Annotated in this window: 20 protein-coding genes; 5 read left to right on the forward strand and 15 right to left on the reverse strand. The window is 67.7% G+C overall.

Features of this window, described 5'->3' with window-relative positions; genetic code table 11:
• Window positions 1–11 precede the first annotated feature (11 nt).
• The 9 genes from ACTWPB_RS14275 to ACTWPB_RS14315 form a co-directional block, all read right to left on the reverse strand.
• Window positions 12–1883 (reverse strand): HAD-IIIC family phosphatase, encoded by a 1872-nt coding sequence (locus tag ACTWPB_RS14275; protein WP_446226116.1) that lies wholly within the window; start codon window positions 1881–1883, stop codon window positions 12–14.
• Window positions 1880–2902, reverse strand: coding sequence for a 3-oxoacyl-ACP synthase III family protein (locus ACTWPB_RS14280; RefSeq protein ID WP_446226117.1), 1023 nt, complete (start codon window positions 2900–2902; stop codon window positions 1880–1882). The genes ACTWPB_RS14275 and ACTWPB_RS14280 overlap by 4 nt, the downstream gene beginning before the upstream one ends.
• Window positions 2899–5883 carry a type I polyketide synthase gene (locus ACTWPB_RS14285; RefSeq protein ID WP_446226118.1) on the reverse strand — a complete coding sequence of 995 codons (2985 nt, stop codon included), beginning with the start codon at window positions 5881–5883 and terminating at the stop codon, window positions 2899–2901. The genes ACTWPB_RS14280 and ACTWPB_RS14285 overlap by 4 nt, the downstream gene beginning before the upstream one ends.
• Window positions 5880–6149, reverse strand: coding sequence for an acyl carrier protein (locus tag ACTWPB_RS14290; RefSeq protein WP_446226119.1), 270 nt, complete (start codon window positions 6147–6149; stop codon window positions 5880–5882). Before ACTWPB_RS14290 ends, ACTWPB_RS14285 begins: the two co-directional genes overlap by 4 nt.
• Window positions 6146–7849 (reverse strand): acyl-CoA dehydrogenase family protein, encoded by a 1704-nt coding sequence (locus ACTWPB_RS14295; protein WP_446226120.1) that lies wholly within the window; start codon window positions 7847–7849, stop codon window positions 6146–6148. The genes ACTWPB_RS14290 and ACTWPB_RS14295 overlap by 4 nt, the downstream gene beginning before the upstream one ends.
• Window positions 7846–9582, reverse strand: a complete 1737-nt coding sequence (locus tag ACTWPB_RS14300) for an acyl-CoA dehydrogenase family protein (RefSeq protein WP_446226121.1) — start codon at window positions 9580–9582, stop codon at window positions 7846–7848. The genes ACTWPB_RS14295 and ACTWPB_RS14300 overlap by 4 nt, the downstream gene beginning before the upstream one ends.
• Window positions 9579–11297: a fatty acyl-AMP ligase gene (locus ACTWPB_RS14305; RefSeq protein ID WP_446226122.1), complete on the reverse strand. Its 1719-nt coding sequence runs from the start codon at window positions 11295–11297 to the stop codon at window positions 9579–9581. Before ACTWPB_RS14305 ends, ACTWPB_RS14300 begins: the two co-directional genes overlap by 4 nt.
• 52 nt (window positions 11298–11349) lie before the next feature.
• Window positions 11350–12285: a PDR/VanB family oxidoreductase gene (locus tag ACTWPB_RS14310; protein WP_446226123.1), complete on the reverse strand. Its 936-nt coding sequence runs from the start codon at window positions 12283–12285 to the stop codon at window positions 11350–11352.
• Between the two features lie 72 nt (window positions 12286–12357).
• Window positions 12358–13029: a hypothetical protein gene (locus ACTWPB_RS14315; protein ID WP_446226124.1), complete on the reverse strand. Its 672-nt coding sequence runs from the start codon at window positions 13027–13029 to the stop codon at window positions 12358–12360.
• Window positions 13030–13318: 289 nt separating this feature from the next.
• On the opposite strand from ACTWPB_RS14315, the gene ACTWPB_RS14320 reads away from it, so the two are divergent.
• The 5 genes from ACTWPB_RS14320 to ACTWPB_RS14340 are packed head-to-tail and all read left to right on the forward strand — an operon-like array spanning window position 13319 to window position 18782.
• Window positions 13319–14380: a ketoacyl-ACP synthase III family protein gene (locus tag ACTWPB_RS14320; RefSeq protein ID WP_446226125.1), complete on the forward strand. Its 1062-nt coding sequence runs from the start codon at window positions 13319–13321 to the stop codon at window positions 14378–14380.
• Window positions 14377–15837 carry an MFS transporter gene (locus ACTWPB_RS14325; protein WP_446226126.1) on the forward strand — a complete coding sequence of 487 codons (1461 nt, stop codon included), beginning with the start codon at window positions 14377–14379 and terminating at the stop codon, window positions 15835–15837. Before ACTWPB_RS14320 ends, ACTWPB_RS14325 begins: the two co-directional genes overlap by 4 nt.
• Window positions 15830–17275, forward strand: a complete 1446-nt coding sequence (locus tag ACTWPB_RS14330) for a class I adenylate-forming enzyme family protein (protein WP_446226127.1) — start codon at window positions 15830–15832, stop codon at window positions 17273–17275. The genes ACTWPB_RS14325 and ACTWPB_RS14330 overlap by 8 nt, the downstream gene beginning before the upstream one ends.
• Window positions 17272–18498, forward strand: coding sequence for a hypothetical protein (locus tag ACTWPB_RS14335; RefSeq protein WP_446226128.1), 1227 nt, complete (start codon window positions 17272–17274; stop codon window positions 18496–18498). Before ACTWPB_RS14330 ends, ACTWPB_RS14335 begins: the two co-directional genes overlap by 4 nt.
• A complete protein-coding gene (locus tag ACTWPB_RS14340) occupies window positions 18495–18782 on the forward strand; it encodes a phosphopantetheine-binding protein (protein ID WP_446226129.1) in 288 nt (95 codons plus the stop codon). The genes ACTWPB_RS14335 and ACTWPB_RS14340 overlap by 4 nt, the downstream gene beginning before the upstream one ends.
• Window positions 18783–18867: 85 nt before the next feature.
• Here the strand turns inward: ACTWPB_RS14340 and ACTWPB_RS14345 are convergent, their stop codons facing one another.
• The 6 genes from ACTWPB_RS14345 to ACTWPB_RS14370 form a co-directional block, all read right to left on the reverse strand.
• Complete coding sequence (locus ACTWPB_RS14345) at window positions 18868–19713, reverse strand: AfsR/SARP family transcriptional regulator (RefSeq protein WP_446226130.1); 846 nt, start codon at window positions 19711–19713, stop codon at window positions 18868–18870.
• A gap of 263 nt (window positions 19714–19976) precedes the next feature.
• Window positions 19977–21479, reverse strand: a complete 1503-nt coding sequence (locus ACTWPB_RS14350) for a diguanylate cyclase domain-containing protein (protein WP_446226131.1) — start codon at window positions 21477–21479, stop codon at window positions 19977–19979.
• Between the two features lie 318 nt (window positions 21480–21797).
• Window positions 21798–23378 carry an alkaline phosphatase D family protein gene (locus ACTWPB_RS14355; protein ID WP_446226132.1) on the reverse strand — a complete coding sequence of 527 codons (1581 nt, stop codon included), beginning with the start codon at window positions 23376–23378 and terminating at the stop codon, window positions 21798–21800.
• A gap of 71 nt (window positions 23379–23449) precedes the next feature.
• Window positions 23450–23782, reverse strand: a complete 333-nt coding sequence (locus tag ACTWPB_RS14360; protein ID WP_446226133.1) for a hypothetical protein — start codon at window positions 23780–23782, stop codon at window positions 23450–23452.
• A 63-nt stretch (window positions 23783–23845) separates the two neighbouring features.
• Entirely contained in the window at window positions 23846–25306 is a 1461-nt protein-coding gene (locus ACTWPB_RS14365) for a PepSY-associated TM helix domain-containing protein (protein WP_446226134.1), read from the reverse strand.
• Window positions 25307–25614: 308 nt separating this feature from the next.
• On the reverse strand, window positions 25615–26175 hold the full coding sequence (locus ACTWPB_RS14370; protein ID WP_446226135.1) for a hypothetical protein: 561 nt from the start codon (window positions 26173–26175) through the stop codon (window positions 25615–25617).
• Window positions 26176–26202: the final 27 nt, after the last annotated feature.

Below are 26202 nucleotides of genomic sequence, written 5' to 3' on the forward strand. Positions count from 1 at the left end.
TCCTTCTGCGATCAGGGCGTGGTGGTCGCCGGCTCGGCGATCTCGATATGCGGCGGCAGCTGCGGCGGGTTGCCGAGCTCCAGCCGGTAGCTCGCGGCCTGCGCCGACTTCGAGACGGTGCTGAAACCGAGGCCGGCGAACAGGCCCGCGGCTTTGGCGTTCTTCGGTGAGGCGAGGAAGCTGCCGGTGACCGCGGCTGCCCCAGCTGCCTTGGCTCGCTGGCAGATCCAGCCGATCACGGCGTCTTCGACATTGCGCCCGAGCACCCGGCACGACATCGCGAAATTGTCGATATGCCAAGCGTCCGAGGTGATTTCGACGAACGCCGCGCCGATCAGTCCGTGGTCGCCGTACCGGTCGGTGCAGCGAACACCGAACACCGCGGAGTCGGCCGAGTCGCGCAGTGCGGCAACGACACCGGGGTCACGGCGAACGGTGGTGGTGTTGAACTGGTTGGTACGCAAGGTGATCTGCGAAATTCGGGACAGCTCGGCATCAGTGGGCTCGGTGAGTTCGATCCGGGTCGCCAGTCCCACCAGATAGTCGGTGATCGAACCGGCCGACCGTTTGAATTCCAGCCGCTGGGTTTCGGCCCGGTACCGTTCGGCGCGCTCGAGGTCGTCGGCGGTCACGTGCAGTGACCGGAAGTAGCCGGCCCGCAGCACCGCGTGGGCGTGCAGCGCGGGCTCCTTGTGGTCCACCGCGACCACCCGCACCGAGGGCAGTGCGGTACGCACCGATCCCCGTTCGGAGGCACTGTCATCGACGAAGACCAGCGAATCCACGCCGATGTTCAGGCCCTGCGCGATGGCCTCGATATTGTTCGGTTTGGGATCCCAGTTGGCGGCGATCGCGACGAAATCCTCCTCGGCGAGATCGACGTTCGCGTTGTCGCGCAACGTGGTTCGCACCAGGTCGTCGTCATTCTTGCTACTGATGGCCAGGAGCACGCCCTGCGCCGCGAGATGGCGCACCACACCCTGCATCGCCGAGAAGCACTCGCCCACCGGCCCTTCGCCGGAGACCACGCCCGCCGGACCGACCTCGCTGAGCACCTCGCCCCACATCGTCCCGTCCAGGTCGACGACCAGGCATTTGCTGGTCCGCCCGCGCAAGGCGGTGACGATCGCCGCGATCTCGCGACTGAGTTCGGTGAAATAGTCTTCGGAGAAACGGATCTGGGCGTAGGCGGCGAGGCGTTCGTCATCGAGCGAGCCGGCCTGGGCCAGGATCGGCGCGGAGTCGATCACATACACCCCTGGCAGCTGCTGTGCCAGGCGCAGCAGCGTGCTGTTGGCTTCCCGCCACGCCAGCGACAGCTCGGTGCGCGAGGCCAGGTCGACGATCTCGGCCATCAGGCGCGGCGGCAACTCGACGGTGGTGAGGATGACCGGGCAGGCGCTGCGTTCACGAAGGCCACCGACCGCGACGACGAGTTCGTCGAGTACGGCTGCCCAGGCATCGGCGACCTGACCCGGTGTCCACACCACCGGGAGGCGGCGAAACACTTCCTTGGCGTCGAGGACACAGACGATGGCATCGGCCTCGGTCTCACCGTCGACGCCGGTGAGCAGCTCGCTCATGTACTGGGCGTAGTCACCGACGCGGATCGTCGGCACGAATCCGCGGAATCCGAGCATGCCGGCCAAGGGCGCGCGGATCGGGGCGAGCGTCGAACTGCCGATGACGCTGACAGTAGCCCTCGGCAGCGCGGGATGACTCTCGGCCGCGGCCTCGGCGTCGGCGGTGACCAGCAGTTGGCCGATCCGGCACAGCGTGTCGTCGTCTTGGTCGGGCAGTCCCGCGATGATCTCGTCGAGCTGGGCTTCCAACCGACCGGATCGCCGCAGTCCTCTGGCATGTTCGAGCAGGCTCATGCTCATGACAGACCCTCCACGACGAAGCCGCCCTTGATCCATTTGCTCGACTCGATGGCCGCCAGGACGGCCCGTTCCTCAGGGCCGATGAGACCGGCCAGCGCGTCGAGTTGCAGAAAGGGCAGCGCGTTGCCGTTGTTACCGGTCGAGGCGACGACGGAGATGTCCTTCGCGGAAGCGACATTCAGGTGCCGCACGATCTTGTCGGTCATCCGGCCCGAAAGCTGGGGCGGCATCAGGTAATCGATGCTGTCGCGGTCCCAGCCGGTCGTCCTGAGTAGTTCGGCGACCACATCGGCGGCCATGTCCGGCACCAGGGCTTCGATGGCCTTGTAGTCCTCGTTCAGCGCGATCATGTCGCTGTCACGGTCGGCGATTCCGAACCATTCGATCTGCTGACCGGGGGCGCGACCGCGACCGGTGAACCGGTTGATCACGTGCGAGAGCCGCATCCGCGCACCGGCGTCGTCAGAGGACACCACCACAGCACCTGCGCCGTCGCCGAACAGCACGTAGTTCACCAGTTCGGCGGGGGACATCTTGCTGTTGGCGTCGCGGTCGAGGCGCAGATGCTTGACGCAGACATCGGCACCGATCACCAGGCCGGTCGGCGACTCCGGGGACAGCCGCGACATCGCCACATCCAGCGCGGCGATCGCACCGGCGCAGCCCGATTGCAGCTGATAGGTCGGGACCTGGTCGATGCCGAGTTCGTCGGCGACCAGGTTCACCGAGGTGGGCATGAGGTGGTCGGGGGTGGCGGTGCCGAGCACGATGAAGTCGATTTCGCTGGCGTCGACATCGGCGTCGGCCATCGCCGCCGCGGCGGCGCGCGCGGCCAGCGAGCTCAGCGTCGAGGTGGGTACCCCGGTATCCAGGTCCACGGCGAAGTGCCGGGTTTTCGTGCCGACGAACAGGTCGATCCATTGCGCGTTGGCGCCGAATCGCTGTGACAGCGTGACATTGTCGATCGCGGGACCGGGCAGTGCGGTCCCGGTGCCGAGGATATTGGCGTGGGCGGTCATCGTGGGTTCTCCTTCATCAGCGTGGCTACCAGTTCCACCAGTTCCCCCACCGTTCTGATGTCGCTGTGCAATTGCTCAGGTCCGGGCGCCGCTACCAGGCCGAGCCGGGGTGCTATCTGATCAGCGAATTGCATGATCATGATCGAGTCGAAGCCGAGGTCGTCGCGAAGATCGCGGTCCAGCCGCAGATCGGCCGGGCGGTAGTCGCCGATGGCGCCGAGTACGGCGGTCACCGCGCTGTGCACGCTCGACGGGTCAGCGGGCACCGGATCAGCGGTGCTCGCCACCGTTTTCGCCGGCTTGCCCGCGTGCGGTCCGGCGACGGGCCGCACCGGCGCGGTGAGCCCGGCGCTCGCCGCCGAGACCAGGAAGCGCTCGCTGTCGCTGAACACGTAGCCCGGCAGCCGCCGGATCCGGCGTTCGCCGCGTTCGTAGAGGGCGCTCCAGGCGATTTCGGCGCCCGATTCCCACAGCGAAGCCAGCGTCCCCGCGAACTCCGTGCCGTCGGACTTCTCGCTCGGGATCGGGGTGAGAATCGCGCTGTCCGGCAGCGCGGACGAGGTTCGCAGGATGCCCGACAGCACACCGCGCGGACCGATTTCGACCACATGGGTCGGCCGAAGATCGGCCAGGGCGCGCGCCGCCCGGTCGAACAGGACCGGTTCGGTCACTTGGCGCGCCCAGTAATCGGCACTGAGGTCACCCGATTCCAGCAGGGCGCCCGTCACGGTCGAGGCCATCGGGAGCCGGACCGCGTCGTCCGGAACAGTGCGGACCGTGGCCGCCGCATCCCGCACCGCGGCCTGCGCGGGCTCCATCAGCGCCGAGTGGAAGGCGTGCGACACGGTGAGCGCCCTGACCCGCACACCGTCGGCCCGCAGCTTCTCGGCGATGGTCTCCACGGCGTCGGCGACTCCGGCGAACACGACTGCCGAAGGCCCGTTGACCGCGGCGATGCCGACACCGTCGATACTCTCGGCGAGGGCGAGGGCGGTGTCGTGATCGCATTCCGCGGAGAGCATGGCGCCCCCGCGCGCCACGGCCTGCATGGCCTCACCCCGCGCGCACACCAGCCGGGCAGCCTCGGTGAATGCCATCCGGCCCGCGCAGACCGCGGCGGCGAATTCGCCGACACTGTGCCCGATCACGGCGGCCGGGTGTACCCCGAAGTCGGCGAAGGTCCGGGCGAGCGCGACCTGGACGGCGAACAGCGCGGGCTGGCTGACCGCGGTGTCGTCGAGCGAGCGCCCCCGTGCGTCGGTACCGGACTCGATCGCGGCGATGATCGAGGAACCGGTGATCTGCGCGAGTGCCTCGTCCACGTCATGGAGGTGGGCGCCGAAGGCCGGGAGACGGTGCGTCAGATCGATACACATCCGACGGTACTGGGCGCCCTGTCCGGTGAACGCGAAGACGATCCGCGTCCCGCGCGGCGCCTTCTTCGCCGCCTCGGCCCGCCGGTCCGCATGCGCCAGCGCCACCCGCAGGGCGTCGGCGCTGCTCGCGGGAACCGCGATGCGGACACCGAGGCCGGTCTTGACGCGGTTACTCGAATAGCATTGCCGCAGCCAGTCGCTGGTTTCGAGGCCCGCGGAGGCGGCGGCGAGGTTGCGGGCCAGCGCGTCACCGGTATCGGCGGTCACCGTGAGCACGCCGAGTGTGCCTTTGCCTTTGGGCCTGCGCGTGCGTTCGGCTGAGGCGAGGACCACGTGCGCATTCGTCCCGCCCAAACCGAAACTGCTCACGCCCGCGTACAGCTGGCCGCGGCCGAGCCGTTCGGCACCGGCGGCCAGGCGCAGCCCGTGCGCGGCGAGATCCAGCTGCGGATTCTCCTCCTCGGCGAACAAGGTCGGCGGCACGATGCGTTTGTCCAGTGCCAGGCAGGCTTTGATGAATCCCGCGATGCCCGCGGCGCCCTCGCAGTGCCCGATATTGCCCTTGACCGAACCCAGAATCCGGGTGCGGGTGGGTTCACCGCCGACGATGCCGCGCAGCGCCCTGACCTCCACCATGTCGCCGAGGGTGGTCCCGGTGCCGTGTCCTTCGATGAAGTCCAGATCCTCCGCCGTGCGGTTCGCGGCAGCGAGGGCCCTGGTCATCACCCTTTCCTGCCCCCAGCGGGTCGGGGCGGTCAAGCCGTTGCTCCGGCCGTCCTGGCCGATGGCGGAACCGGCGATCAGGGCATACGGTTCGGGAGCGTCGTCGGGACGGTCTTCGCTGCGGCGCAGCACCACCGCACCGACGCCTTCGCCGCGGCCGATGCCGCCGCCGTTACCGCTGAACGGGCGGCAGCGCCCGTCGGTGGCGGACAACCCGGCCTGGGTGTAGAACACCGACAGGGCCGGGGTGAGCATGAGATTCACCCCGACGACCACGGCGGTATCGCATTCGCGGTTGCGCAGGGCGCTAGCGGCCATGTGGACCGCGACCAGCGACGACGAGCAGGCGGTGTCCACCGCGAGGCTCGGTCCGCGCAGATCGAGTTGGTAGGACACCCGGTTCGCGATCATGCAGAACCCATTGCCGACGCCACGTTGGGCCGACATGCCCGCGTAGTCGGCCAGATGCAAGGTGCCCCAGTCGCTGGACATGACACCGACGAACACGCCGGTGTCACTGCCGCGGACCGACCGTGGATCGAGACCGGCGTTCTCCAGCGCCCGCCACACCGTCTGCAGCACCATCCGCTGCTGGACGTCCATCGCCTTCGCCTCGACGGGGGCGATCCCGAAGAAGGCGAAGTCGAACGTTTCGGGATCGTCGATGAAGCCGGCGAACCGGGTGTTCGCCCGCCCCGGTCCGCCATCGGGGTCGTAGTAGTCCTCGATCGACCACCGCTGCGGTGGCACTTCGCTGATGCCGTGCCCACCGTGCACCAGCAGATCCCAGAAGTCCTCCGGCGAGTCGGCGGTGGGGAAGCGGCAGTCGATGCCTGCCACGTCCACTGTCGACAGCGCCGTCCTTATCGGTGCGGAAGTCATTTCTGTGGCCCGGTCTCCGCGGCCAGGAACTCGGCCATCGCGCTGATGGTGGGGTAATCCCAGGCCAGGGTGGGTTCGACGGCGATGCCGAGGGTGTCCTCGATTTCGCCACACAGGGTGATGGCGTAGACAGAGTCGAGCCCGTACTCGGCGAGGGAGCGGTCGTAGTCGATCGCATCGGGTGTCGTGTCGAGGTATCCCGCCACCTTGTTCGCCAGCCAGTCGGCGATGTCGGCGTCGGTCGTTACCGGGCTGAGGTCGGTCATTGCTTCTCCTGGGGTATCGAGCGGAGTACCGGTGCGGCGTCGAGGCAGTGGCTTCGCCCCGTCCGGGTGCGGTGGGTGAGTTCGTCGAAAACGGTGTCGACGTCGGCGATGTCGACGTCGGGTCGAAGGCCGGTGCGTCGCGCTTCGATCGCCGCGATGGCCAGCCGCGCCCATGCGGCGGTGAACGGGTGTGGATGGACTTGGTGGTGGCCGGTGGCCGCGGCGATCCCGAGCAGTTCGCAGTAGCGCGCGGCCACGGCCATCGCGCGCGGCCCGGCATCGATCCCGAGTTCGGTCCCCGCCAGACCGCGTGCGGCGTCGAGGAAGGCGGGCAGTGTCCGGGCGGTGGTGGCCGCGCTGCCACCACCGCCGGGTCCGGCGTCGTCGAGCGACGCCAGCGCGGACGGCAATCCCGCCAGGTACGGGTCGCCGACCGGGACTCCGATCCGCAACCGGCCGAACGGGATTCCCGTGCCGGAGGTGGTCGGAGTGAACAGGAGCTCCGCCGAGCTGCCGGTCTCGGTGTCGCGGGTCAGGCGCGGCAGGTGCGGCAGGATGGTCAGCAGACAGGAGGTGCCGCCGGCGTGCCCGATGCCGATCGGGCCGATATCCCGGAAATGCTTGCCGAACAGCCCGGACGGGCCGGTGCGCAGATAGAACCGTGCGCCGAGCACCACCGCGAGGTACTCCATGGCCTGTTCCAGCAGATGCGGGGCAAGGTATTTCGCGGCGGCACTGTGTGCGGCTACCGCTTCGGGGTGGCTGTGGATGCGCCGCGCGACGGAGCCGACCATGGCATCGGTGGCGAGCAGCAGTGCGTTCGCCAGCGCGATATTCGTGCGGGCGTGCTGCATCGAATCCACGGTCCGCCCGCGCAGGACGCGCTGCCCGGCGAACGCCGAAGCGATGTGCAATGCCATGTCCACCGGGCCGATCCCGGCGCTAGCCATCACTGTTCGGCTCACCTGGAACGATCGCAGCGCGATCTCGGCGCCGGTGCCGCGAGCACCGACCAGATCCGCGGCGCGGACCGGGTGCCGGTCGAAGTCGAAGCCGCTCAGGGTGACTCCGCGCAATGCGGTCGTGGTGAACTGAGGAAGCCGGCTGACGCTGTGCGCTGCGTCGGTGAGGTCGACGAGGAACAGCGAATGTGCCCGTCCCGGCCGGTCGTCGGTCCGCGCGAAAACCACCGCGGCCCTGGCTCGTTGCGCGTTGTTGATGACTTCCTTGCGGCCGGCGAGCAGATAGCCGCCGCCGGTTTCGACCGCCCGCATCTGGTTGGCGGAGAAGTCGTTGCCGTGGTCGAGTTCGTGGTAGGCGACCGACACTTTGCCGCCGTCGAGGATGGTGTCGGCGAGTGCGGCCTGCTGCGCGTCGTCGCCGGCGGTCCATACATTGAGCCCGGCCATCAGGGTGGTCACGCCGTAGCCGAGGCCGAGCGAGGCGTCGCGCGCGAACACTGGGCGCAGGGCACCGATCAGTTGCGGTACCGAGCGCAGCGTGCCGCCGAGTTCGGCGGGGACGAAGGCGGCGTTGAGCCGGGCGGTGTCGAGAAGGTCCTCGGCACCGTCGGCGAGGCGGCCTGCTTCGTCGGCCGCGAGAACGGCGTCGGCGGGCAGGGGGCCTGCCGCGTCGAAGGGGTCGCCGAGAGCCGATTCGATCGACTCTGCGCAGGCCGTGATGGGAAGCGCCGCGGTCACAGGTTTCCTGCCTTCGTCGCATGGTGTCCGGCGTTGCCGAGCACACTGATTCGTTGCGCACGCGGCAGCTCGAGCGCCGCGGTGAGCAGTCGATCGGTCGGCCCGTAGGTGCCGCCGAAGTGGTCGGCGTCATCGCGCAGCAGGTCGAGCACCCGGCCGAGTACTGCTTCGAGCCACAGTCCATCGCGCCAGAGCGGGTGTCGGTCGCGGTCGTCGCGGTTGGCGTACCAGAAGTGGATGGCACATGCCGCACCGAGACACAGCGACAGGCGTTCGGCCACCACGAACGACGAGTTCGGGGTGTCGGCGGCGATGAGCGGTTGTCCGGCCGCCCTGGCGGTTTCGGCGTCGGTGAGCCGGCTCGTCTCGGCGATCAGTGTGCGCAACGTTTCCGGTGTGCCCGGGTCCTGCGCGGTCGCTTGCGCGGTGGCCGCCAGGGACCGCAGTGCGCTCGATCCGCGTTTGGCCAGCAGGCTGAGCCGCGCGTGCTCCACCGGTGCGGGGACCCGGTCCATCCGGCAGGTCGCTGCCATCGTCTCGGCAGGCAGGCCGTCCTTTCCCGACAGCAGCGAGAACTGGCTGATCAGCGAGGACAGGTTGACCACCGTATTGCCGTCGAAGAGCGAGACGATGCGGTGATCGCGTTCGATCCGGCCGAGAACCCGGTCGTCGCCGTCGAGCACGGACCGGGCACCGACCAGCCCGCGCAGCCGCCGGAGCATGGCTTCGGTGCGGGTCGGGACGAGGAACTTCGCGGCCGCGCAGTGCAGCGACAGTTCGGCGGGCAGTTCGTGGATGGATCGGGCGACTACGAAGGCGAACGCCTCGTTCAGGAACTGATCGGCGAGTGCCTCACCGAGGATCCGCCGTGCGTCGGGCAGGTCGACGAGGGCGCGGCCGTACAGGGTTCGCGTGCGCGCGAACTCCAGCGCCGCGTCGAGCGCGCTGTCCGCCGCGCCCAGCGACAACGCACAGCACAATGTGCGCGTCAATTGCAGTCCACGGAGCACGGTTTCGAGTCCGGTGCCCGCCCGCCCCACCAGATCGGCCTCGTCGACGACCGCGGATTCGATCCGGATTCCGCTGATGTCGGCGCCGCGGATCCCGTGGGTGAGTTCCTTGGGCACCGGTCGATACGCGTCGTGGCGCGACTTGTCGAAGAACACCAGGTCGAATCCGCGCGGACCGCCCTCGGGCTTGCTTCGCACCAGCAGGGTCAGTGCGCCACCCCGGGTCGCGTTGTTGATCAGCCACTTCTCACCGTCGAGCACGAGGTTGTCGTGTTCGTCGCGGGTCAGTCGCATATCCCCGGACAGCAGGTCGCTGCCGTGCCCGCGTTCGGTCAGGCCCCAGCTCACGGCGGTCCCGGACAGGATCACGTCGGCGACCCGCTGTGCCAGTTGCTGGTCCGCACCGACCCAGATGGTCACCGCACCGAGGAAGGTCTTGCCGTGCGCGACAGCCAGCGTGACGTTGCGGCGGGCGATCGTGCGAATGATGTCCATGGTCGCGGCGTAATCGTCGAGCCGACCGCCGTATTCGACCGGGACGTAGTACTCGAACAAGCGGTGCTGATCGAGCAGCGCCACCGCGCCGGTGGGGAATTCGTCGATCCGGTCGGCCGCGTTCAGCGCACTGTGCCCGGCCGGGTTGCCGAGTGCGTCACCCGCACCGAGGATGTCGTCGAGTCCGAGGTGGTCGGGCACCTCGGCGCGGGCAGTCGGCGCGGTCATGCGACGGGCACCTGTTCGGTCAATGCGGTGATCTGGCCCGCTTCGTACAGCTCCCGCATCCGCACCCGGCGGAGCTTGCCGCTGGTGGTCCTGGCGACCGAACCCTTACCCACGAGGATCACCTCGGCGATGGGGGTGCTGAATTCGCTGCGGACCACATCGCGGATCAGGGAGATCACTTCGGCGTGCGTGGTGTCGGCAAGCAGTTCGGGACGAATCTCGTGCACGAGGACCAGTCGTTCGGGCTGACCGACGGTGAATGCCGCGCCCACCCCAGCGGCGACGGCGGGGGAGACGCTGCGTGCCGCCCGTTCGATGTCGTGGGCATAGAGGTTGCGGCCGTTGACGATGATGGTGTCTTTGATCCGGCCGGTGACGTAGAGGTGGCCGTCCACGATCGCCCCGAGATCGCCGGTGCGCAGCCAGGTTTCGCCGGTACCCCCGGCGATCTCGGCCGCGAAGGTGTCAGCACTCTTCTGCGGCATGTTCCAGTACCCGGCTGCGACACTCGCGCCGTGCACCCAGATCTCGCCGACCGCACCCGGCGCCACTTCCCGGGTGGTTTCCGGGTCGACGACCGCGACCTTCAGCGTGATCGGCCTTCCGCTGCCGACCAGCGTTCTGACCTGCGCCGCGTTGCTGTCCACGGGGGGACGCAACACGTTGCTCGCGAACGCCTCCGCGTCCACATCGAAGATTCGGGGTTCGTTGTCCACCGGTGTGCCGGTGACGAACAGGGTGGCTTCGGCCATGCCGTAGACCGGCATCACCGCCGATCGCCGGAGCCCGCGGGGGCCCAGCTTGGCCAGGAACTTTTCGATGGACTCGGCCTGGACCGGTTCGGACCCGTTGAGCACTGACCGCACACAGCTCAGATCGATGTCGGCGATGGCGTCGTCGTCCACCCGGCGGGCGACGAAGTCGAACGCGAAGTTCGGGGCCACACTGATGGTGGCGCGGTAGCGATCCATCACCTGGATCCACCGGATCGGCCGTTTGATGAAGGTCACCGGCGACATGAAAACCGCGGTGCCGCCGAGGAACAGCGGATGCAGAATCATTCCGATCAGCCCCATATCGTGGAACTGCGGCAGCCAGGACGCCATGACGATGTCCTGATCGGTGTCAAGGGCCGCCTGGATCTCGATCTCGTTGGCGACGAGGTTGCCGTGCGTGACGATCACGCCCTTCGGATCTCCGGTCGACCCGGATGTGTACTGCAGGAACGCGATCGTGTCCTGGCTGATCGCCGGCGCCGTCAAGGCGGCCGGGTCGGCGGCGACCTCATCGACCACGAGAACCACGAGATCCGGGCGCACCGACTGCGCCCACGCGGTGACCAGGGGAGCGAGCTCGGATTGCGTCAACACCACCCGCACGTCGGCATCGGCGACAATGCCCGCGAGCCGGTCGACCCCCTTCTCCTTCCCGTCCGGGATGGGCGCCGGGACCGCGACGACACCGGCCGCGAGCGCTCCGATGAACGCCGAGACGAACGCCAGACCAGGGGCGAACAGCAGCAGGGCGCGATCACCGGGCGCGACGGCCTCGGACAGGGCGACCGCGATCGTGCGGGCCTCGGCGTCCAGCTCGGCGTAGGTCATCGGCCGTTCGACCAGTTCGGTGCCCGCGTCATCGAGGAACACCAGAGCCCGCTTGTCGGGGGTCGCCTGCACTCGCTGATGGAAATACGACAGATAGGTTGCGTTCGACATGGGTTTGTTCCTTCTAGAACCGGATCGGTGGTGGGTCGGCGATGGAGGTGACCTAGAGCGCGAGGCGTAGGACCGGGCCCGCGCTCCGCGACACGCAGGCCATCATGGTTTCGCCGGATTGCCGCTCTTCTTCGGAGAGCACACAGTCGCGGTGGGTGATCGCACCGGCGAGTACCGGCACCTCACAGGTGCCGCAGGTGCCCTCTTCGCACGAGGAGGAAATATCCACTCCGTGCTCCCGCAACGCGTCGAGCAAGCTCGTATTCTCGGCAACGGTGATCTGGCTGCCGCTCTCGGCCAGTTCGACGAGGTAGGAGCCGCTCCCGGCCGCATCGTCGGTGGCGACATTGTGGAATCGTTCGGTTCGCACCCGAATGCCGTTCGCCGCACCGGTCGCTTCGACGGCGTCGATGAGACCGGTCGGCCCGCAGCAGTAGATCTCTGTGGTGTCGTCGAGGCCGTTGATTATCGAATCGATGTCGAGCAGCCCTTCGGAGTCCTGCGGGCACATTGTCACGTGACCGGGATACCGGTCCACCAATTCGGCGGTGAATGCCATCGACTCGAGGGTGCGGCCGCCGTAGTACAGATTCCACGAAAGGCCGAGTTCCCCAGCATGCTCCATCATCGGAACAAGTGGGGTGATTCCTATTCCGCCCGCGATGAATATTATGTGCGCGGCGGCGCCGGTGAATTCGAAAAGGTTCGTCGGGCCCTTGTAGGTGATCAGCTCACCGACGGTGAGGCGGTCGTGAATGTATGCCGATCCGCCGCGACTGCCGGGTTCCCGCAGGACGGCGATACTCCAGCGGTCGGCGTCCTGGCGGGAACCACACAGCGAGTACTGCCGGGACCGGCCATCGAGTTCGACGGCGATATGCGCACCCGGGGTCCAGTCCGGCAGCCGGGTTCGGTCGGGGGAACGCAGGTCCACCCGTACGACCCCGGTGGCTGCCGACTCGATGGCGACGACCTCGAGCTTGTCCATGTGCCCTCCGTTTGCCTGTTGCGCGGTACAACAGACTCTGCGGGGTCGGGCTAAGGTGGCCCTAGATCAGTCCTAAACTCGCAGTTCAGAGCTGGTATTCGGGGCCATTGGACTGCTCTTGCGCACGGTTCGGACTACCCATGCGGTAGCGAAGGCGGTGCCCATCACCAACAATCCGTGCCCGATCCGCCCGGCCGGCGGCAGGAAGAACTGCGGCAGGTAGAGCCACACCATGACCGCGAACATGGCCGGGGCCCAACCGGACCGAAGGGCAACCGCCCAGAGCGTGACGGACACCCCCAGCGCGAGCCAGCCCAGTCCGAACAGGGTCACCGCGGCCGGATGGTTGCGGATCGTGTCGGCCAGCGCCATGCCCGCGTCCGAATCGGCGTCGAGCGCTGCCCGCCCGATCTCGTTGAGCGCGAAGCATTCGAACCCGTAGTACAAGGTCAGCAGGGTGACCGCGACGATCCCGGTCGCCGTCGCGGCCACGCGCAGTCCGCTGCGGGTGGCCGGTCGGGAGGCGACGTCGAAGAGCATCGCGCCGACGATCAGCGCGAAGCCGAGGACTGCCAGCAGATGGGCCAGCACCCACGATGTGGACGCGTAGGCGGCCGCGCCTGCCAGTGTTTTCTCGTCGGAGTACGGCCGGATCATCGGGTATGCCGCCAAGGCGACACCGGCGACGGAAAGGCACGCCGAAGTCGCGGTCCGGTACGGGTTCTGTATAGGTCGGTTGCTCATATCGGCCAGATTAGAGCGGTCGGCTAATCGCGACATTACGGCGGCACCGCAATCGTGGTGGCCGCACAACGAAATGTGTTGCCGCGCTAATGGTGATCTAACCCAGTGCTTACGCGGCGGTAATGACCTACTTGTGGAAACGACGGCGCGCCGTATGGTCTGTTACGGATTCGAAACATCCGATTCGGAATTACGGATAATTCCAGGACTTCACCGGATATCTGTTCCGAATTAACTGTCCCGACACCATTCGCACAGCGGGAATATTCACAGAAGAGCGCGAGCACTGATGAAACTTGACGACACCTACCTCCGCGGCGTAGGCGCCTGGCTCCCGAACGCCGTGTCGACGGCAGAGGCGGTGGCAGCCGGACACTACGACGCCGACACCTGCGCCGACGACGGATACGAGAGCATCTGCGTCGAACAGGATCTCGTCGCCGTCGAGATGGCGGCCGAAGCGGGCCGACGTGCGTTGGATGCCGCAGGCACCGCTGCCGAATCCATCGACACGCTGTTCCACGGCGGTCTCTGGTATCAGGGCGCCGAAATGTGGCCTGCCGCATCGTTTGTCGCCGACCAGGTCGCGCACCCGCGTACCCACGCTTTCGACCTGCAGCAACAGTGCAATGTCGGGCTGAGTGGCCTCGAACTCGCGGCCCGGCTCCTGACGGCTGGCAGTGGCGACATCATGGTCACCACGGCAGATCGATTCACCGGCAACCGATTCGATCGCTGGAGTACCGAGACAGGCATCGTCTATGGCGACGGTGCCGCGGCGGCGATCATCGGCCACACCCCCTCCCCGTTGCGGATCGTCGCGACACACACGGTCGCGAGCAACGACGCCGAACCGGTGATCCGTGGCCCGGAATTCAGCCTGGAAACCCCGGCGGACCAGCTGGTGTTGCAGTCCAGGTTCGATCACTTCGCCACCACCGGCGGCCTGCGAGCGGCCGTGCAGCGCGTACTCGGTGCCGTCTCCGATGCCGTCTCCGGGGTGCTGGCCGATGCAGGCACCACGATGGCGGACCTCGGGCACGTGATCGTCCCGGCCGCGGGGCGTTCGAAGTTCGATCGGCAGCTGGGCACCCTGGCAGCGTTCGACATCGAACGGTCCAACTGGAAGTTCGCCCGGACAATCGGCCACATGGGCGCGAGCGATCAGATGGTCGGGCTGGCGCATCTGCTCTCGACCACCCGGTTGCAGGCCGGTGACCGCATCCTCCTGGTGGGTGGCGGAGCCGGATTCACCTGCACCTGTGTAGTTCTCGAGTGGACCGGGCTCGGCACCGGTGAGCCGCCTGTCCGCATCGGCCGCCCGGCCGCCGTCGCAGGGCCTGTTCGATGACCGTGCCGACGAAGTCGACAGCCCCGGCAGTGTCGGCGCCGGTCGAACGCTCGCACTGGCCTGCCGTCGCCGTAGCGGCGATCGCGGTCGCGGTAGCGATGTTCAACAACACCTCGATGAACCTCGCGTTGCCCGCGCTGGCCGCCGACCTCGACCTCGACAGCACCGGGATGCGGGTCGTCGTGGTGAGCTACTCCACCGTGTTCGCGGCACTGCTGGTGCCCGCCGGGTTTGTGACCGGCCGGTGGGGTGCCCGCCGGACACTGGTCGCGGGCCTGATCGTGATGGCGGTCGGCGGTGTCGTCGGGCTGTACGCCGACGCGCCTGCCGTGGTGGTCTGCGCCCGCGTCGTGCTCGGTGCGGGGGCCGCGATGGTGACACCGGCCTCCCTTGCCGCGATCATCCAGGTCGTGCCCGCGGCGCACCGTTCCGCGGCGATCTCCGTCTGGACCGGGATCACCGTGGTCGGTACGGCCCTCGGCCAGGTCGGCGGCGGTGCCGCGATCGCTTGGCGCGGGTGGCAGTCCACCTTCGCCATGACCGCCGTCGTCGGCGCCCTGTGCGCGCTGGCCGTTCTCGCCCTGGTTCCTCCACTCGCCGCGCAACGCAGTGACGCGCTGTCGCCGGCAACGGCGCTGTTGCTCGCGGTCGGGATGATCGCACTGGTGCCCGCGCTGAATCTGGTGACCGATGTGCCGGTGCCCGCGGCGATCGTGGCCGTGCTGGCGGTGGCTTGTCTGGCCGCCGTTCTCACCCACGAACACCGGCGGCGCGAGGTATTCGGTGACCTCGACCGCGAATCGATCGCGGGCCAGCTGGTCAACGGCGCCGCCTTTCTCGCTGTCGCGGGGGCGATGTTCGTGCTGACCCAACTCCTGCAGGCCGGACACGGCCTGTCCGCCCTGGCCGCGGGCGCGGCGGTGCTGCCGACCACGGCGGCCACCATCGTCGGCGCGGTGACGGCGCCGGTCCTGGCCCGCACGGTGGGTCCTCGGTGGGCCGTCGTCACCGGCCTGATCACGACGGCACTGGGATGTGTCGCCGCCGCGGCGAGTACACAGACCGTGCCGCTGGTGATCGGCGCCATGACCATCGTGGGGCTCGGTATCGGTCTGGCCATGCCCACCGCCACCGAACTCGTTGTCTCGACGGCGCCCGCCGACCGCGTCGGCACCCGGACGGCGGCCAATGACGCGGTGCAGGAGATCGGCTTCGCGCTCGGTGTCACCGTGGTCGGCAGTGCGCTGGCCGTGTCGTACTCGATGCGGGCAGGCCCGGATGCGCCATCGCCGGGTGCACTGCTGACCGACGCCGTCCAGCCCGGACTCGATGCCCTGCTCACCGCGTCCCGAAACGCCTATCTCGTCGAGGCCGCGCTGTTGATCGCCGCGGCCGGCGTGGTGGCGGCGATCCTGCCTCGCACACCCATCACACGAGCGGAGAGAACTGATGGATAACGATCCGACGACGCGCGATCGGCGTGACCGGGGACCGTTCGCGATCCTCGCCGCGGCGGCTTCGGCGGCGGGCACTTCCACCGCCCTGCGAGACGGTGAGCGCACCGTCACCTACGCACAACTGTTGCGTGCCGCGGTGAGCGCGGCCGGGAAACTGGCCGAATCCGGTGTCCGGCGGGGTGACCGGGTGGTCGTGCGCACCGCGACAACGCCGGAGACCATCGCCCTGCTGTTCGGTGTGTGGCATCTCGGTGCCACCGCGGTCCCGCTCCATCCGGCAACCACGGACCTGCGACTCGAAACCGTGGTTCGAGACTGCGCTGCCAGGCTGGTGGTGCGCGATGTCTGGAATCTCGATGCCGCCACCGTGGAACTGCCTGTGATGGGACATGGCCCCGCGGATCTGGTGTGCCTGATGTACACCTCCGGTTCTACCGCGGCACCCAAGGGTGTTCGGTGCCCGGCCGCCGCCGTCGACGCTGCCATGACCGGGATCGCCGAACGGCTCGCGTACCGGGCGGACGACCGCGTCGCCCTGCTGTTGCCGCTGTCGTTCGACTACGGCCTGTACCAGGTGTTGCTCACCTTCGCCGCCCGCGGCGAACTCGTTCTCGCCGACGCCTCCAGTCCCGGTGCCATGCTCCAGGCGATCTACGCCCATGAGGTGACGGTGCTCCCGCTGGTTCCGGCGGTCGCGACGATGCTGTCGGCGCTGATGGCCCGTCGAGGTCCCGCCCCGGCGGTGCGTTCGGTGACCAGTACCGGTGCCGACCTCGCCGAGCACCGCATCAGCGAACTACGCACCGTCTTCCCCTCCGCCGCGATGATCGCGATGTACGGGATCACCGAGTGCAAACGGGTCAGCATCGCCGAGCCCGACGCGGGCTTGACCCGACCGGGCACGGTCGGGCGGCCGTTGGACGGCACGAGTGTGCAGATAATCGACGAGTCCGGGGCGCCACTGCCTCTCGGCACAGTCGGGCAGATCGTCGCCTACGGCCCGCACGTGATGGACGGCTATTGGGGTCCGCCGGAGCGCAGCGACGGCGTGTTCGGAACAACCGAGGACGGGCGCCGATTCCTGCGCACCGGCGACTACGGCCGGCTCGACGCGGACGGTTACCTCTACATCGAGGGACGGCGCGACGACATCTTCAAGGTCAAGGGGGTCCGCACCAGTTCCGCCGAGATCGCGGCCGCCGCCGAGCAGGTGGCGGGCGTGGGGCAAGCCGTCACCGTGCCGCCCACGCACGACTCGCCCTACCTGGTGGTGATCACCGGAACCGTAGAACCGGCTGTGGTGCTGGCCGGAATGGCTCGTCACCTCGAACCGCAGAAGATTCCCGACGACTGCGTCGTGGTCCCCGCACTTCCACTCACCAGCAACGGAAAGATTGACGTGCGCAGCGTCGTTCGACAGTACCAAGGTAAGGAATGATGAACCCGTCACCAGAGTCGATCACCAGCGAGTACGGAACACCGGTTTACATACATCGCCAGGAACTGGTCGAGCGCGCGAACCGTGACCTGCGGGATCTACTCCCGGATCCGTGCCGGCTGTATTTCTCGCTCAAGGCGAATCCGAATCATCACATCGGGGCCATTCTGCATCGTGGTGGCTGTCACGCCGAAATCAGTTCGACGGGGGAGCTGTCGTCGGCGATCCGCGCGGGCTTCGACGTCGCTGACGCGCTGTACACCGGCCCCGGAAAAACCGTGGATGAGATCGCGACCGCGCTGTCGGCCGGGGTACGGACCTTCTCCTGCGAATCGCTCGCCGACCTCCACCGGGTCGCGAAGGCCGCCGACGCGGCCGATATCGTCGCGCGGTGCCTGCTGCGGGTCAATGGACCGGCGGCCCACGGCAACAGCGCGATGCGGATGACCGGCACCGCCACGCAGTTCGGCATCGACATTGCCACGACAACGCTCACCGCCGCCGATCTCGACATCGACGGCGTCGACGTGGTCGGCCTGCACTTCTTCCCGGTGAGCAACGTGCTCGACGAAACGGTGCTCATCAACGAAATCGTCGCCAGTGTCGGCCATGCCCGGGAATTCGCGCAACGACTCGGCATCACCGTGCAACTGCTCGATCTCGGCGGCGGGTTCGCCGCGCCCTATGGACGCGACGGTGTCCGTCCGACCTATCCGAATCTGCGGGCAGCGGTAGCCGACGCGCTGGATACGTCGTTTCCGGGCTGGCGTGGCGGCGCACCCGTTGTCGCGTTCGAGTCAGGGCGCTATCTCACCTGTGACAGTGGCACGCTCGTTGCCCGGGTCACCGAGATCAAATCCAGCGGTGGTCGCGAGTTCGTCATCACCGACACTGGAATACACCATGTGGGCGGGCTGTCCGGGATCGGCCGGGTGCCCCCGATCAGTGCCACGATCGTCGGTTCCGACACCGGCGGAGCCGAATCCGGTGAGGCTGCTGTCGTCGGCCCGCTGTGCACACCCGCCGATGTGCTCAACCACCGGTCCGACCTGGCCGGAGCCCGGCCCGGAGACCTCGTGACCATCCCGAATGTGGGCGCCTACGGGATCTCCGCGAGCCTGATGGGATTTCTTTCGCGCCCCGCACCGGCGGAAATCGTGACCTGCGGTGACCGGGTGGTCGCCGCGTCCGTTCTCGAGACAACCAGGAGAGACCTGCCATGACCGAAGACCAGAACGCCGCCGTCCTCAGCACCGGGAATTCCCGGTGGGATCCGGCCTTCGAGAAGCACCTTCGCAGCGCTCTGCCGCCCCGGACTCGCGACACTACCTTCGATGCCGCAGCGGAACTGAAGTCGGTGGGAGTCGATTCGCTCGCCCTTGTCCATCTGCTGATCGCGCTCGAGGAAGAATTCGAGGTGGCAATCCCTGACCGCATTCTGGTCGACGGTTCCTGCGACACCGTCGGCGGCCTGTGGCAGGTCATCGACGGGTTGCGGCAGAGGTAGCCTCGCCGGCATCACGGAGATCGAGGTCGCCGGCGTCGACCGGTAGTCAGGCGACCTCGATCCCGCAGGGGGTGGATCTCGGCCTTTACGCGGTAAGATCATGTTCTTCGTGGTGCCCATGATCCAGTGGATTGACCCACATTCTGGAGATGTCCCGGCCGCTGAGAATTGATTCGAAGATATGCCTTATCTCGGCACCGGGTGGTATTCCGAGTTCGTGGTTGAGGTGTCGGGCGAAGTTCTGATACAGGCGCAGTGCTTCGCTGCGTCGCCCACTTCTGGACAGTGCGATCATCAGGCAGCCGTGCAGGAATTCCTGAAATGGGTCGTGCCGGATCAGGGATTCGAGCTCGGGTATCAGTTCTCGCCCGGCGCCCATATTTATCAGCACCTCGATGCGCCCTTCGCGAGCGCTGAGATGAATTCGTTCGATGGATTCGATGTGCCGGCCGAGTTCGCTCGGCAGGTCGATGCCGGAGAACGGCCTTCCGTGCCATTTCGAGAGGGCATTGTCGAAAAGTTTGAGCGAGGCTACGGGATCGTTGACGCGATGCGCCGAGTGGGCCTGGCGTACTTGTTCCGTGAACAGCTGTACGTCGAGTGTCACCAGTCGGTCGTCCAGCAGGTAGCCGTTCTTGGCATTGCGTATGACGGCGCTCCCGTCGCCGCCGAGATCGGTGAATATCTTTCGTAACTTGCTGACTTGCACATGAACGCCCTGTCGAGCGGTCCGAGTAGGTCGACCGTGCCACATGAGTTCGATCAGGCGGTCGATTTCTACCACTCGGCCCGGGAAGCAGGCGAATATTGCGAGCGCGGTAGCCATATGGCTGTGATCGATGATCTGGCGCATCGAGGAGCGGTTGGATTCTCCTTCGCTATCGCAATCGGTGCGTATTCGCATTTGGCCGAGTATGTCGACCATGAGCATCTTGAGCCCCTATTTCCTGCGTGAACACGATATGTGGGGTTGCTTGCCTGTCGCTGATGCGCCTGATGGGTCGGGACCCGCCCCCGATGGCCGCACCCGGCTCAGTGCACGGGCTTCACGCGTCGAACCCCCTCGTTCGGTAGTCGAGTTGATACTACAGTACAATCAGCGGCCGGAAAGCAGCCTCAGACGGGACTGATGGAGACTTTAGTAGAGTTCCGAGGTGCGAGTCGGTGGTGTGACTGGCGTCATAGCGTGGACTGCTAGACCGCGGTGCTTGCCGGATCGGTGGTTCGGAGATGGGGGCGACGGGCGGTCGGTGTGCGGAGGTCGTCGTGGAAGGTGAGGCCTAGGCGGTATTCCTTGGCGTGGTACATCGCGGTGTCGGCGTTGCGGATGAGGTCGTAGATCGTTGTCTCGGTGGGGCGGGTGGCCATGCAGGCGATGCCGATGCTGGCGGTAATGGGGATTTCGCCGGAGCTGAGTTCGAAGGGGCGGAGGAAGGAGCCAAGGATGTGTTCGGCCAGGGCCGCGGCTTCGGTGCGGGTGCGGGCGGCGAGGACAACGAATTCGTCGCCGCCGTAGCGGGCGGTGAGGTCGGTGCGGGCGGTGGTGTGGCGGATGCGGGAGGCCGCGTTGGCGATGAGTTCGTCGCCGACGGCGTGGCCGTAGTTGTCATTGACCATCTTGAAGCCGTCGAGGTCGATGAAAAGCAGACACAGAGGTTTTCCGGCCCACTGCTCGCGGTAGCGGTGTTGTGCGCGCAGGAGGGCGGCACGGTTGAACAGGCCGGTGAGCAGGTCGTGGTCGGCCTGGTATCGGGCTCGGCGTTCGCTGTGCATGCTGCGGGTGATCGCGCGTTCGCTGCGGACCAGCACACCGACCAGCAGCAGCGTGAGCAGCGAACAGGTCACCACACGGTCTCCGACCCCGAGGTCGGCGCCGACCACGCTCACCAGCGAGGCCGCCACCAGCGCCACCGCGATCATCCCGGCCCGTTGTCGCGATCGATGCGGATGCACATCCTCGTTGTCGCGGAGCGCGCCCATTGTCGGCTGCACCGCGGCCAGTCCGGCGAGCAGGTAGGCCCACTGCTGTGGCACCAACGCGTACTCGGGATCTACCGCGATCGTGCCTGCGGCAGCGAGACTTTCGACCAGGCCGCCGACGAGCACGGCGATCAGTGCCGCCTGTAGCAGCCGCAGTGAAGTCTCCGAGCGGACCACTGTCGCCAGTGAATGCGCGAGCACGGTCGCCAGCAATGCGTGGATCACTGGATAGCTCGCGGCAAGGAGGGTATCGAACCCGGTGCCGTGCCGCAGAATCGGCGAGATCAGGAATGTCCACGAGGCCAGCAGGGCGCTGAGTCCGATCAGCGTCGAGTCGAGCCACAGGTCACGGGCGCTGCTGATTTTGTGTGGCTGTAGCCAGCCGACGGCAGCCAGGCCGAGGCACACAGTGGCGGCCAAGGTGAACAGATCGTCGACCGGGTGCCACCCCGGGTGCAGACCGAGCGCGCGTATCGCGGTGCCCGCGGCGAACAAGGGGACCGACACGGCCAGCAGGTACCAGGGCAGCCGGTGGGTGGGCCGGTGGCTGCGCAGGCCGAACCCGATCATCGCCAGCGAGCCTGCGACGATCACTATGAGCAGCAGGAACGGCAGGGCGCGGCCACCCGCTAACGGTGCGATCAGCACGGCCCCTGCCGCACCCAGCAGCACCACCCACCGTTGCAGGCTCCCGTACCGTGTCTCGCCGATGATCATCAGCCCCCCTCGATCTTGCTGCGCACGCGACGAGCGCCGAGGGATTGTGCGGCCGTGAATCACTCGAAGTATCGGCCGAGAGCACCGAGTGTTGTTGTCCGAGCACTATCCCCAGCCGACACCGCGCCGACGCTCAAAACCTTGACAACTCACCCGATCATGACACGTTCGCGGCCCAGCTGTCGACGCGTTGAGAGCATCGCTGGATACCGATTCAGCACCCGGCGTCCCACCGTTGCCGACAACAGGTTTCGCCCGGCCACGCATGCTCGCTGCCGAATCCGCCGCAGGCGCACACACACTGGATCGACCACCGGTTCACGCTTGGGTCGCGCCGGGGATTCCGTCCTCCACCACGAAACTCGCGCGGGTGCTGATCGGCGCGCCGGGTCGGCTGACATACGGCACGACGCGGAAATCGTTGCGCCACTGCCGATGGTCGAGGTCGACGCGGACATAGCCGCGCTGGCGGTTGTAGAACTTCATGTCCGGGTTGGCGGCCAGCAGGGCGCGGCCCGCGTCGGTGAGGTCGGCACCGTCGCTGCCGGTGCTGATCGAGGTCCCGGTGAACTCGGTTGCTACGACGGGGGATTCGGGATCGGCATAGTCGCGGCGTAGGTCGGCGACATAGTTCTCGTGGCGGTCGCCGGTGATCACGACCAGGTTGTCGACAGCGTGGTCGGCGGCAGCGGCCAACACCGTATTGCGGTCGGCGACATAGCCGTCCCACGCATCCGTGCCGAGTAACAGGTCGGGGCCCGGGTCGTAGTCGGACTGGGCCATGGCGACCTGGTTGCCGAGTACCTGCCAGCGGGCGTTCGAGGTGGCGAAGCCGTCGACGAGCCAGTCACGTTGGGCCGCACCGAGAATGGTGCGGTCCATGGCGAACCGGTCGGCGCATCCGATCACCGCGGAGCCGTCGCCGCAGGCCAGGGGGGTGCGGTACTGCCTGGTGTCGATCATGGTGAACTCGGCCAGATCGCCGAAGCGGTAGCGCCGGTGCAGGTGCATCGACGGGCCGTCGGGCAGCTGGGCCAGTCGCATCGGCTGGTGCTCGTACATGGCCTGGAAGGCGGCGGCTTTGCGGCGCCGGAACAGCGCCGGGACGCGGTACACGTCGATTCCGAGACCGGGACTGTCACCGGCCCAGTTGTTGTCGAGTTCGTGGTCGTCGAGGGTGACCAGCCAGGGGAACGCCGCGTGCGCGGCTTGCAGCGGCGCTTCGCCTTTGGCTTGGGCGTAGCGCAGTCGGTAGCCGGCCAGATCCACTGCCTCGCCGGCGAGGTGTGGCGGCATGTGTGCACCGCGACGGGCCAGCACCCAGGAGTATTCGTAGATGTAGTCGCCGAGATGGACGACGAGGTCGAGATCTTCGGCGCTGAGGTGTTCGTAGGCGGTGTAGTAGCCCGAACTCCACGACTGGCACGAGGCGAAGGCGAAGCGGAGCCGCTCGGTCGGGCTGTCGAGCGCAGGCGCGGTGCGGGTGCGGCCGACCGGCGAGATCGCCGAGCCTGCCCGGAACCGGTAGTAATACCACCGATCCGGCGCCAGCCCGGCGACCTCGGGATGCACGCTGTGCCCGAGCTCGCGGGTCGCTACCGCCGAGCCTCTGACCACCACTTTCGTGAACCGTTCGTCCTCGGCGACCTCGTAATCGACGGTCACCGGGGCGACCGTCATCCCGCCGTACCCATCGGGTGCGAGCGGATCGGGGGCAAGTCGCGTCCACAGCACCACCCCGTCCGGGGTCGGTTCGCCGGAAGCGACCCCGAGCGAGAACGGCTCGCCGAGCCGCCGGGGCGCGGCGAACCGCGCACTGCTCACCGCGGATACCCCCACCAGCGCGGCGATCGAACCGCCGATGCCGCCGTGGAGCAGTTGTCGACGAGACAGCGTCATCGGCTGATCCTTTCACCGCGGACGCCGTGCCTGCCCATCGATCGGGTCCGGTTCTTGTCGCGGTGGGGGTGTCAGAGCCGGAAGATCCGCGAGCCGACGGCCCACCCCGCACTGGACCAGTTCGGACCGAAGCACGCCACCGTACCTGCCTGGCCTACGGGCAGGTCCTGGCGGATCGTGAACGGCCCCACGGCGAAGGGCGCGATGTTGTATCCGAGGCAGTCGACCTCCAGCCGGTAGGTGCCCTCGCCGCCGTAGCATCCACCGTTGAACGCCCACGGGCCGTTCATCGACCCCTGGCAGCCGGGATCAGCGGCGGCATTCCCCGCGCCGACGCCGGTCAAGGCGAGGGCGATGACCGGAGCGGCCAGACACATCACCACTGTGCGAGCTGAGGTTCTCATCTGGAGCTCCGATCATCGAGGTCATGGGGTACCTGGGATGTTTCCTCGATAGTTAGCCGTGCGTTACACCTTGGCCGTGCGCGCGGCGAGTCCCAGCGCGACATCGATGAGCAGGAAAACGAGCAAGCTCACCCCGATCAGCGGGACGAACCAGCCTCCGGCGACCGCCGCGCCGACCACCGGAACGGCGATCCACGGCGACGTGCGGCGCAGCACACCACGTCGTGGCGCGACGGGCAGCGCGGCCCTTCGGGTGGGTCGACGCTGCCACCACATGCGGTAACCGAGCACGATCACGGTGACAAGGCCACCCATGATCACGAGCAGCAGCAGCTGGTTGACCAGGCCGAACAGCAGGCCCATGTGAAAAGCGATGCCCCAGTTGGTGAGCTTGGCCATCAGGGGCCAGTCGGCGAAAGCCAGCCGGTCGGTGACCGCGCCGGTGGTGCCGTCTACGGCAAGGGAATCGATGGAATAGGTGCCGGGCAAGCGCCGTTCCTTGATGCCGAACGCTTTCTCCGGCACTGCCGGAACGGCGATCTCGACGCCCGCCGTGATGCCATTGGCGCGAGCCACTTCGTACACGCGATCGAGCTGTGCGATGCGAGCTGCCGGATCGATCGGGGCCGGTGCGGTGTGGCCCGCGCTGTGGTGGTCACCACCGGTGGACTGGGCGGGACCGGCGGTTCCCGGCAGTTTCACGCTCACGGTCGGCGTGGTCCAGCTGAGTTCTTCGCGCAGCTTCGTGACGTTCTCGCCCGCATAGGTCGACCAGGTCATGCCGGTGGCCGAGAGCAGCAGCACCACGGGCAGGATCCACACGCCGATCGCGGCGTGCCAGTTCATCTTTCGACGCCTGGTCTGGGACAGATCCGGCTTGAGCAACCATTGCGCGGACCTGCGGTCGCGCCGCTTACGCACCCGATGCACCCACAACACCAGCCCGAACAGCGCGATCACCCACAGCCACGACGCGGCCAGTTCGCTGTAGAGCCTGCCGGGTTCGCCCAGGTGGAGGCTGCGATGGAACTCGCTGAGCCAGGTGCGCAGCGGCAGTGCGCCACCGCTGCCGTAGACCACGGACTCGCCGACCGACTGGGCGGTGTGTGGGTCGACGAACACCGACAGCCGCTCGGAATCACCGAGCGTCGGATCGTTGAACAGGACGCGCGTGGTGTCGCCCTCGTTCGGCGCGGGGGCGACCGCGACCAGCGTCAGATCGGGACGGGCCGCGACAGCTGCCCCGACCTGGGTCGACAGTGCTTGCTCGGGGCCGGTGGTGTCGACTTGCAGCAGGTCGCGCGAGACGAACCCTTCGATGGTCGGCGCGATCGCGTACAGCGCGCCGGTGAGCGCGGCGATCAGGATGAACGGGGCGACGAAGATCCCCGCGTAGAAATGCAGGCGCAGGGCCAGCGGGTAGAGATGGCGGCCCCGGCGCGAGCCGGAACGTGGACGTGCACCGGAGGCCGGTGGTGCCGAGGGGGAATTCTCCTCGGCCGGACGGGTGTCCGTGCTGCTCATGTTGATTCATTTCTGGAGTGCTGGAACCCAGTGCGCGCAGGCGTATCCGGCCGTGCGCCGACATCAGCGACAGCCCATAGTTCGGCCGCCCGGATGCGGAAACGACGCTGACCGCGCGTCCGCGGACCGACTGCGCGCTGGCAGCTCGTCGCGCGGCGCCGGCTGTATGGCGACCGCTCGAGCGAGCTTCGCTCGCATCGAGAGGCCACGTCGAGCAGCGCCGTCACGTCGAGCAGTCGTCAACTCGTCGCAGAGTCGGTGCGCGCGGACAGCGCACGACGAAGTCCGTGCACTGGGTGAGGGAAAGTTCAGAAACCAATCGCGAGCGGGGGAGCGCGGGTGCGCAGCGACTGCGTGGCGAAGATTCGCAGGATGACGCGGTCGCGGTGGTCCAGGCGCCACGGCGCCGGGTCGGGGATGCGAGGAGTGCGGTAGCGCAGGGGCAGGATGCGCGCCAGGACGGCACTGCCGATCCGGTACGCGGCTTCGGCACCGACGATCACCGCGGCCGCGAGCAGCGCCGCGACGGTGTGGGCGGTGAGCATGCCGAGTCCGAGGGAATCGTCCGCCGAGTGCGAGTGCCCGGACCAGCTCATCGTGGTGTGGCCGATCAGCTGACCGCCCAGCAGCACCGCCGCCAATCCGAGCGCACCACTGCGCAGCGGACCCACCCCGGCCACCAGTGCGCCGACAATCGCCGAGGCCGCCGCCAGCAACACGATCGCCGTGCTACCGGGCAGCGACCCACCGGCCGCCACTCCGTGTGCGGCCAACGACAGCGCACCCGACATCGAACCCGCGCAGGCACCGCGCAGCCGCGCGCCGACAGCACGCGACGGCGCGGACGCCTGCTCGAACCCGATGATCACGCGCTGATAATAGTCGACCGCAATCAC

It is taken from the genome of Nocardia sp. IBHARD005 (assembly GCF_052814245.1).